Here is an 8,456-nt window from a genome sequence, read left to right as displayed (position 1 = left end):
TCCTCGCGCTCGCCGCGAACGAGAACGCGCGCCGCCGACGGGCGCACGGGCGGGCCCGCCGACACAGCGCGCAGGTGCGCACCCTGCGCCGGGTGATCCCCGTCGCCGCCGGCCTCGCGGTGCTGGGTCTCGCCGCCATCGTGCTCTGGAGCCCGTTCACGGGCAGCATCCCCAACATCTCGATCGGTCCAATCAGCGTCTCGGGGACCAAGGTCACGATGGAGAACCCGCGCCTGTCCGGCTTCCGCAAGGGCGAGCGGGGCTACGAGGTCGTCGCCGACGCCGCGCAGCAGGACGTGCGCAAGCCCAGCATCATCGAGCTTCAGGCCATGAAGGGCCACGTCGCCACCGACGACAAGGGCGGCCGCGCCTATCTCCAGGCGCAGGGCGGCGTGTTCGATTCCACCCGCGAATCGCTCAACCTCGAGAACGACATCCGCCTCTGGACCGACAAGGGCGAGGAGGTCCGCCTCTCGGTCGCCACCGTCGATTTCAAGACCGGCAGCCTGCGCTCCTCCAAATCCGTCACCGTCACGGTGCCGTCGGGCTCCATCGTCGCCGACAGCCTCGACGTGGTCGAGAACGGTCGGGTCGTCTCCTTCGTCGGCCGCGTCCACGCCGTCTTCCACGGGGAGGAGAACGACATCAAGGAGGGCGGCGCCAAGGTCGCCGCCCGCGCGGACGTCGAGCGCATCCACACCTCCGCGGCGGAACCCAGGCCATGACGCGGCGTCTCGGCCCAGCCCTCGTCGCCGGCCTCGCCCTCCTCCTGGCTCAAGCCGCCGCGGCCGCGCCGGCCAAGGAGCCTGCCAAGGAGCCCGCGAGGGACACGGCGAAGGAGAAATCCGCGCCGCTCGGCACCGTCGGCGGCGGCAAGGGGCCGATCAAGATCGATGCCGACCGGCTCGACGTGTTCGACAAGGAGAACAAGGCGATCTTCGCCGGCAACGTCGTGGCGGTGCAGGGCGAGAGCACGATCCGCTGCTCGGCCATGACGGTCCACTACAAGCGCGACAAGGACAAGGATCCGAACAAGCCCGCGAAGACGGAGGCCGAGGCCGCCGAGGACGCGAAGGCCAAGGCGGCGATGGGCGGCAGCGGCATCCGCAAGGTCGAGTGCGCCGGCCCGGTCACCGTCGCGCAGAAGGATCAGGTCGCCACCGGCGACAACGCGGTGTTCGATCAGGAGGCCAAGCGCATCGTCCTGACCGGCAACGTCGTGCTCAGCCAGTGCCAGAACGTCACCCGCGGCTCGCGGCTCGTCTACGACATGGCGACCGGCCGGGCGAACATGGATCCGGTGGCGGGCGGCCGCGTCTCGGCGATGTTCGTGCCCGGCGAGGGCGGCGAGGCCAAGGGTGGTCAGCCGAAGGGCTGCGCCCAGCCCGCCGTCGCGGGCAAGCCGGGCGGCAAGGCGGCGGAGAAGCCGGCCCCGAAGACGCGGGCGCAGGCGAACTGACCGTGACGGGAGCCGGGATGCCCGCGGGCGTGCCGCTTCACGCGGTCGCCGAGCCGAGGCTGGCGAGCCGCGGCCGCGACGCCTCGTGGTTCGGCCGCCTGCTCGGGCGCGGGAGTGCCGCGCCCAAGGCGGCCCCCGACGGCGTTCTCGGCGAGGGCGGCGGGCCGGGCGTGCTGCACGTACGGGGGCTTCGCAAGAGCTACGGCGCGCGCACCGTCGTCCACGAGGCGGGGCTCACCGTCCATAACGGCGAGGCCGTGGGGCTGCTCGGCCCCAACGGCGCCGGCAAGACGACGATCTTCTACATGATCACCGGCCTCGTTCCGGCCGACCGCGGCTACATCAGCCTCGACGGCATGGAGATCACCCATCTGCCGATGTACCAGCGGGCGCGGCTCGGCATCGGCTACCTGCCGCAGGAAGCCTCGATCTTCCGCGGGCTGTCAGTCGAGGACAACATCCGCGCGGTGCTGGAGGTGGCCGAGCCGGACCGCAAGACCCGCGAGCGCAAGCTCGACTCGCTGCTCGAAGAGTTCGACATCGCGCGCCTGCGCAAGTCGCCCTCGATCGCGCTCTCGGGCGGCGAGCGCCGCCGCTGCGAGATCGCCCGGGCGCTCGCCTCCTCGCCGACCTTCATGCTGCTCGACGAGCCCTTCGCCGGCATCGACCCGATCGCCGTCGGCGACATCCAGGATCTGGTGAAGCACCTCAAGCAGCGCGGCATCGGCGTGCTCATCACCGACCACAACGTCCGTGAGACGCTCGGTCTGATCGACCGCGCCTACATCGCCCATTCGGGCCGCATCCTCACCGAGGGCACGCCCGAGCAGATCGTGGCGAACGAGGACGCCCGCCGGCTCTATCTCGGCGAAGACTTCCGGCTCTGAGCCGGCCTTTCCGATCGGCCGCCCCGACGGGGGGCCAGCCGCGGTAACGGCGCCTGAACCAATCGCGCCGGTTTCCAGGCCGCCCGCAAGGCTTTCTTGATCCTTGGAATGCAATCCATCCGGAGCGCCTCACGCCCTGCGTGTGGGAGCTTCGTCCTGCCGCGTCGGCCGAACTCTGTGGCAATGCTGCCGATCGGGATGGATTTCAGGGAGCGGACGCCAATCAGACTTTGACGGGCCGATCGGATACGGCTAGACCTGAGATTAGGAGAAGCAAAGAACGTGCCGAATTTGGCGCGGCTCCCGCTCGGGCTGCGGTTTTCCAACGATTTCTGAGGGTTGGGCGTCGAGATGAGTCTGCTGCAACGGCTCGAAATGCGCCAGGGCCAAGCCCTGGTGATGACGCCGCAACTGCTGCAGGCGATCAAGCTGCTGCAGCTCTCGCAGCTCGATCTCACAGCCTACGTCGATGCCGAGCTGGAGCGCAATCCGCTGCTGGAGCGCGCCGAGGGCGAGGGGGCTCCGGAGCGCGAGGCGCCGGAGGCGTCGGGCGACGGCGAGTACGAGGGCGGCGACGGACCGGAGCCCGAGGCGTGGCTCGCCTCCGACATGACGCCGAGCCGCAGCGAGATCGAGGGCGACCTCGACACTCGCCTCGACAACGTCTTCGCCGACGAGAATCCCGCGCCGCGCGACACGGGCGCGGGCGACATGCTCTCGCTGACGCCCGCGCCCTACGGCAATGCCGGCGGCAGCTTCGACGGGGAGCTTCCCGATTTCGAGGCGACGCTGACCGCCGAGACGTCCCTGCGCGAGCATCTCGCCGCGCAGCTCGACCTCGCGACGCAGAACCCGTCGGACCGGCTGATCGGCAGCTTCCTCATCGATGCGGTGGACGATGCCGGCTACCTGCGCGAGGAGATCGACGGCGTGGCCGAGCGGCTCGGCGCCGCGCTCGACGACGTCGCCCGCGTCCTGAAGCTGGTCCAGACCTTCGATCCGCCGGGCGTGGCCGCCCGCGACCTCGCCGAGTGCCTCGCGATCCAGCTCCGTGAGCAGGATCGGTTCGATCCGGCGATGCAGGCGCTGGTGTCGCGCCTCGACCTCGTGGCCAAGCGCGACTTCCCGGCCCTGCGCCGCCTGTGCGGCGTGGACGACGAGGATCTCGTCGAGATGCTGGCCGAGATCCGCCGGCTCGACCCCAAGCCGGGGCGTGCCTTCGGCTCGCAGGCCGTCGAGGTGCTGATCCCCGACGTGTTCGTCCGCCCCGCGCCGGACGGTTCCTGGCTGGTGGAGCTGAACTCCGAGGCGCTGCCGCGGGTCCTCGTCAACCAGAGCTACTATGCCCGCGTCTCCAAAGGCGCCGTGGCGGAGGGCGACAAGGCGTTCCTGTCCGAGTGCCTCCAGACTGCCAACTGGCTCACCCGCAGCCTGGAGCAGCGGGCGCGCACGATCCTCAAGGTCGCCACCGAGATCGTGCGCCAGCAGGACGCCTTCTTCCTGCACGGCGTCGCCCACCTGCGGCCCCTGAACCTGAAGACCGTCGCCGAGGCGATCGGCATGCACGAATCGACCGTCTCGCGGGTGACCTCGAACAAGTCGATCGGCACGAGCCGCGGCACGCTGGAGATGAAGTACTTCTTCACCGCCGCGATCCCCGGCGCGGCCGGCGCGGCGGCCCATTCCTCCGAGGCCGTGCGCCACCGCATCAAGCAGCTCGTGGACGCGGAAGCCTCCGACGTCCTGTCCGACGACGCCCTGGTCCAGCGCCTGCGCGACGAGGGCGTCGACATCGCCCGCCGCACCGTCGCGAAGTACCGCGAGTCGCTGCGCATTCCCTCCTCGATCGACCGCCGCCGCGCGCGGATGGCGACCGCCGCCCGGTGACACCGGGCGCCGCGACGGCACGCGAAAGCCTTGTGCCGGCTCGACTTCGCGTTGACTTGACCCGCCCCCCTTTCTAACTCTCCAAGCCCTCGGGAGGAAAAGCGGAGACGTCGATGGCAGGTTTGCGGGTGACGGGGCATGGCCTCGATCTCGGTACGGCTCTGCGGGGCCGGGTCGAAGACCGCATGGCGGCGACGCTCTCGAAGTATCTCGATCCGCACATGAGCGGGACCTGCACGGGGCACGTCACGCTGCGGCGCGACGGGAACGCCTACCGGACCGATTGCGTGCTGCATCTGGTCACCGGCCTGACGCTGGAAGCGTCGGGTGCCGCGCACGACGTGCATGCGAGCTTCGAGCAGACCGCCGACAAGCTCGAGAAGCGTCTGCGGCGCTACAAGCACAAGCTGAAGACGCACAGCGCGCCGAGCCATAACGGGGCGGATATCGAGGCGGCCTACGCCGTCTTCGCCGCGCCCGACGACGGGCTCGACGACGAGCCGGCCGACGCCGCCGACGCGGAGGAGGGCGATCACCCTCCGGTCGTGGCCGAGAGCACCCGTACCCTGAAGCGCCAATCCGTCAGCGAGGCGGTGACCACCCTCGACATGACCGGGGCGCCGGTGGTCGTTTTCGTTCACGCTGGCACCGGGCGCATCAACGTCGTATATCGGCGCAGTGACGGCGCGATCGGGTGGGTCGATCCTCCCGCCGACCGGGGTTGAGGCACGGCCCCGTTTCGGATCACCTCCGGCGGGGCAACGAGCGTCCTCACGAAAATCCGGCTGCGCTCCCGCCGTCGGACAAGGGCCATCCGGGAGGCCCGTGAGGCGTTCGTGCCGGGGCCCTCCGCCCCGGGAGCGTGCATGGGAACGCGGGATCGCCGATGGATCCCGCCGACGAGGCGTTTAGTTTTCATGCCGATGCTCGAATTCCTGAACCCGGACTCGGTCGTCTCCGCCCTGCGCGTGCGGGACAAGAAGCACGTGCTCCAGGAACTGGCCGCCCACGCCGCCCGCCGCCTGCCGGGCCTGTCGGACCGCGACATCTTCGAGACCCTGCTCCAGCGCGAGCGCCTCGGCTCCACCGGCATCGGCGACGGCGTGGCCATCCCCCACGGCAAGCTCGCGCAGCTCGACCGGCTGTTCGGCCTCGTCGCCCGGCTTGAGAAGCCCGTGGATTTCGATGCGCTCGACGGCCAGCCGGTCGATGTCGCCTTCCTGCTGCTCGCCCCAGAGACGGCCGGCGCCGACCACCTGAAGGCGCTGGCCCAGGTCGCCCGGCTCCTGCGCGAGCCCGGCATGCTGGAGCGGATCCGCAGCGCCCGCGACGCGACCGCCCTCTACGCCCTGCTGGCCAACGGCCCGACGACGCAGGCGGCCTGACGATGGTCCTGTTCCGTCCGCGGACCGCCCTCTTGGCGGCGGTGCTCCTCTCACCCGGCAGCCTGCACGCCCAGGGCGAGGCGGCCTGTGCCCGCGACGTGCTGGTCGCCGGTTCGATGCAGCGGCAGGCGATCGAGCAGCTCGAAGGCGGCGGCGACGATGAGGCGAGCCTCTGCCGCGTCTGGCGCCGTCACGTCGAGACCATGCGCCGGATCGCCGGTGTCTACGGCCGCTGCCTGTCCGGCCCCGAACGGACCGAGCGCCTGTCCCAGGTCCAGGGCTCGGAGAAGGAGTTCGCGGGCCTCGTGCGCAGCCGTTGCCGCGGGATGTGAAGGCCGGGGGCCGATTGTCCCGGTTGAGGCCGAGCGCGGCTGTTCGTTCCGCGCAATTCGTGCATGATCGCTGCAACCGCCCGTGAACCTCGTCCGGGCCCCTCCGGCCTCGGAAGCTGAGTGAGCGTGCCTCCCTTTCCCTTCACCGCCATCGTCGCCCAGGAGGAGATGAAGCGGGCGCTGCTGATCGCGGCGGTCGACCCGTCCGTCGGCGGCGTCCTGATCTTCGGGGACCGGGGCACCGGCAAGTCCACCGCGGTGCGGGCGCTCGCGGCGCTGCTGCCGAAGATCCGCGCGGTGGCGGGCTGTCCCTATTCCTGCTCCCCCGACAGCCCGGCCGATGCCTGCCCGCACTGCGCCCGGGGGAGAGGCAAGAGCCATCAGATCCCGGTGCCGGTGGTCGACCTGCCGCTCGGCGCCACCGAGGACCGGGTGGTCGGCGCCCTCGATCTGGAGCGGGCGCTGACGCGGGGCGAGAAGGCGTTCGAGCCGGGCCTGCTGGCGCGGGCCAACCGCGGCTTCCTCTACATCGACGAGGCGAACCTCCTGGAGGACCATCTCGTGGACCTCCTGCTCGACGTCGCGGCCTCCGGGGTCAACACCGTCGAGCGCGAGGGCCTATCGCTGCGCCACCCCGCCCGCTTCGTCCTCGTCGGCAGCGGCAATCCGGAGGAGGGGGAACTGCGCCCGCAGCTCCTCGACCGGTTCGGTCTCGCCTGCGAGGTGACGACCCCGACCGACATCGCCACACGCATCGAGGTCGTGCGGCGGCGCGATGCCTACGAGCGCGACGGCGAGGGGTTCTGCGCGGGCCAAGCGAAGGCGGAGAAGGCGCTGCAGAAGACAATCCTGTCCGCGCGCGAGCGTCTGGGAGACGTCAGCGTTCCCGACGCGGTGCTGGAGAGTGCCGCCCGGCTCTGCCTCGCGCTCGGCACCGACGGCCTGCGCGGCGAACTCACCCTGATGCGCACCGCACGGGCCCTGGCGGCCCTCGACGGGGCCGAGACGGTGACCGTCGCGCATCTGCGGCAGGTGGCGCCGAGCGCGCTCCGCCACCGCCTGCGCCGCAACCCCCTCGATGAATCGGGCTCCACGGCGCGCGTGGCGCGGGCCGTGGAGGAGGTTCTGGGCGGCGCGTGAGCCCGGCCCTCAATCGTCCTGGTCGATGTCCTTGTCGAGGATCAGCTTCGACTCGACCGTGGTATCGGCCTTCAGGTGGTAGACCAGCGGAATGCCGGTGGCGATCTCCAGGCTGGCGATGGTCTTGGTAGTCATCCCGTCGAGCACCATCACCAGCGCCCGCAGCGAGTTGCCGTGGGCGGCCACCAGCACACGCTCGCCCGACATGACCCGCGGCAGGATCGTCTGGATGTAGTAGGGCAGCACCCGCGCGGCGGTGTCCTTGAGGCTCTCGCCGCCGGGCGGGGGCACGTCGTAGGAGCGGCGCCACTCGTGGACCTGCGCATCGCCCCAGCGCTCGCGGGCGTCGTCCTTGTTGAGGCCGGACAGGTCGCCGTAGTCGCGCTCGTTCAGCGCCTCGTTGCGGATCGTCTCCAGTCCGCCCTGGCCCATCGCCTCGAGGATCAGCGCGCAGGTGTTCTGGGCGCGCTTCAGGTTCGAGGTGAAGGCCACGTCGAACTGCGTGCCCTGGGCCTTGAGCCAGCGCCCGGCCTGGCGCGCTTCCTGAATGCCGAGCTCGGTCAGATCCGGGTCGCGCCAGCCGGTGAACAGCTTCTTCAGGTTCCATTCGCTCTGGCCGTGCCGAGCGAGGACGAGCAGGCGCTCCATGGGAAGGATTTCTCCGAAGAAGGTCGCGGCGAGGCCACCGCTTCACGGGACCTCGCGATCATAGGGCGGGCCTCTACCAGAGGCGGCGGCGCCTCCCAAGCCCAAGCCTGACGTTCCACCGAATTCGTTATTCGGAGAAAAGTCTAATCCCGCAGCCCCAGCACGTCGTCCATGCCGTAGAGCCCCGGCGGCTTGTCGAAGGCCCATTGCGCGGCCCGCACGGCGCCGCGGGCGAAGATCGCCCGATCCTCGGCGTGGTGGGAGAGGGTGATGCGCTCCGACGGGCCGGCGAAGATCACGCTGTGATCGCCGACCACCGAGCCGCCGCGCAGGGTCGCGAAGCCGATATCGCCGGGCCGGCGCGCCCCGGTATGGCCGTCGCGGGTCGAGACGCGGGTGTCGGAGAGCGCGACCCGACGCCCCTCGGCCGCCGCCTCGCCGAGCAGCAGCGCCGTGCCCGAGGGGGCGTCGACCTTCATGCGATGGTGCATCTCCAGCACCTCGATATCGAACTCCTCGCCCAGGGTCGCCGCGACCTTGCGCACGAGGCCGGCGAGCAGGTTGACGCCGAGCGACATGTTGCCCGAGCGCACGATGCGGGCGTGGTAGCTCGCCGCCTCCAGGCGCTTCAGGTCGTCCCCGGACATCCCCGTGGTGCCGACGACGTGGACGATGCGGGCCTGCGCGGCGAGTTCGGCGAAGGCGACCGTCGCGGCGG

At 70.8% G+C, this 8,456-nt stretch carries 10 protein-coding genes; 8 read left to right on the top strand and 2 right to left on the bottom strand.

The genetic code is table 11. The features are described 5' to 3' along the window. The 8 genes from MFF42_RS19310 to bchI form a co-directional block, all read left to right on the top strand. Positions 1 to 725: lipopolysaccharide-assembly, LptC-related protein (locus MFF42_RS19310; RefSeq protein WP_238257195.1), on the top strand; the 725-nt coding region annotated here is incomplete at its 5' end. Continuing rightward, on the top strand, positions 722 to 1,459 hold the full coding sequence (locus MFF42_RS19305) for an LptA/OstA family protein (RefSeq protein WP_238257194.1): 738 nt from the start codon (positions 722 to 724) through the stop codon (positions 1,457 to 1,459). The genes MFF42_RS19310 and MFF42_RS19305, both read left to right, overlap by 4 nt. A 17-nt stretch (positions 1,460 to 1,476) precedes the next feature. Then, a complete protein-coding gene (gene lptB, locus MFF42_RS19300) occupies positions 1,477 to 2,346 on the top strand; it encodes an LPS export ABC transporter ATP-binding protein (protein ID WP_238257197.1) in 870 nt (289 codons plus the stop codon). 351 nt (positions 2,347 to 2,697) lie between these two features. Then, a complete protein-coding gene (gene rpoN, locus MFF42_RS19295) occupies positions 2,698 to 4,233 on the top strand; it encodes an RNA polymerase factor sigma-54 (protein ID WP_238257193.1) in 1,536 nt (511 codons plus the stop codon). Positions 4,234 to 4,346: 113 nt separating this feature from the next. Next, on the top strand, positions 4,347 to 4,958 hold the full coding sequence (gene hpf / locus MFF42_RS19290; protein ID WP_238257192.1) for a ribosome hibernation-promoting factor, HPF/YfiA family: 612 nt from the start codon (positions 4,347 to 4,349) through the stop codon (positions 4,956 to 4,958). A 192-nt stretch (positions 4,959 to 5,150) separates the two neighbouring features. Next, the gene (gene ptsN / locus MFF42_RS19285; RefSeq protein WP_238257191.1) at positions 5,151 to 5,618 is read left to right on the top strand and encodes a PTS IIA-like nitrogen regulatory protein PtsN; all 468 of its coding nucleotides are present in this window, start codon (positions 5,151 to 5,153) and stop codon (positions 5,616 to 5,618) included. Positions 5,619 to 5,620: 2 nt separating this feature from the next. Continuing rightward, positions 5,621 to 5,950 (top strand): hypothetical protein, encoded by a 330-nt coding sequence (locus tag MFF42_RS19280; protein WP_238257190.1) that lies wholly within the window; start codon positions 5,621 to 5,623, stop codon positions 5,948 to 5,950. A gap of 126 nt (positions 5,951 to 6,076) precedes the next feature. Further along, on the top strand, positions 6,077 to 7,090 hold the full coding sequence (gene bchI / locus MFF42_RS19275) for a magnesium chelatase ATPase subunit I (protein WP_238257196.1): 1,014 nt from the start codon (positions 6,077 to 6,079) through the stop codon (positions 7,088 to 7,090). A gap of 9 nt (positions 7,091 to 7,099) precedes the next feature. Here the strand turns inward: bchI and MFF42_RS19270 are convergent, their stop codons facing one another. Together MFF42_RS19270 and dapB are read right to left on the bottom strand one after the other, a co-directional pair. Continuing rightward, the gene (locus MFF42_RS19270; protein WP_238257189.1) at positions 7,100 to 7,738 is read right to left on the bottom strand and encodes a 2,3-bisphosphoglycerate-dependent phosphoglycerate mutase; all 639 of its coding nucleotides are present in this window, start codon (positions 7,736 to 7,738) and stop codon (positions 7,100 to 7,102) included. 143 nt (positions 7,739 to 7,881) lie between these two features. Continuing rightward, on the bottom strand, positions 7,882 to 8,456 hold a 575-nt coding region (gene dapB, locus MFF42_RS19265; protein ID WP_238257188.1), incomplete at its 5' end, for a 4-hydroxy-tetrahydrodipicolinate reductase.

This window comes from Methylorubrum podarium, assembly GCF_022179745.1.
Taxonomy (GTDB): Bacteria; Pseudomonadota; Alphaproteobacteria; order Rhizobiales; family Beijerinckiaceae; genus Methylobacterium; species Methylobacterium podarium.
Note: the sequence above shows the minus strand (reverse complement) of the source record. Positions and strands in the feature narration are given on the sequence as shown.

Excerpts from the sequence above, each read along its gene's own strand:
- MFF42_RS19305 (WP_238257194.1), top strand. The coding sequence starts at position 722 with ATGACGCGGCGTCTCGGCCCAGCCCTCGTCGCCGGCCTCGCCCTCCTC.
- lptB (WP_238257197.1), top strand. The coding sequence starts at position 1,477 with ATGCCCGCGGGCGTGCCGCTTCACGCGGTCGCCGAGCCGAGGCTGGCG.
- rpoN (WP_238257193.1), top strand. The coding sequence starts at position 2,698 with ATGAGTCTGCTGCAACGGCTCGAAATGCGCCAGGGCCAAGCCCTGGTG.
- hpf (WP_238257192.1), top strand. The coding sequence starts at position 4,347 with ATGGCAGGTTTGCGGGTGACGGGGCATGGCCTCGATCTCGGTACGGCT.
- ptsN (WP_238257191.1), top strand. The coding sequence starts at position 5,151 with ATGCCGATGCTCGAATTCCTGAACCCGGACTCGGTCGTCTCCGCCCTG.
- MFF42_RS19280 (WP_238257190.1), top strand. The coding sequence starts at position 5,621 with ATGGTCCTGTTCCGTCCGCGGACCGCCCTCTTGGCGGCGGTGCTCCTC.
- MFF42_RS19270 (WP_238257189.1), bottom strand. The coding sequence starts at position 7,738 with ATGGAGCGCCTGCTCGTCCTCGCTCGGCACGGCCAGAGCGAATGGAAC.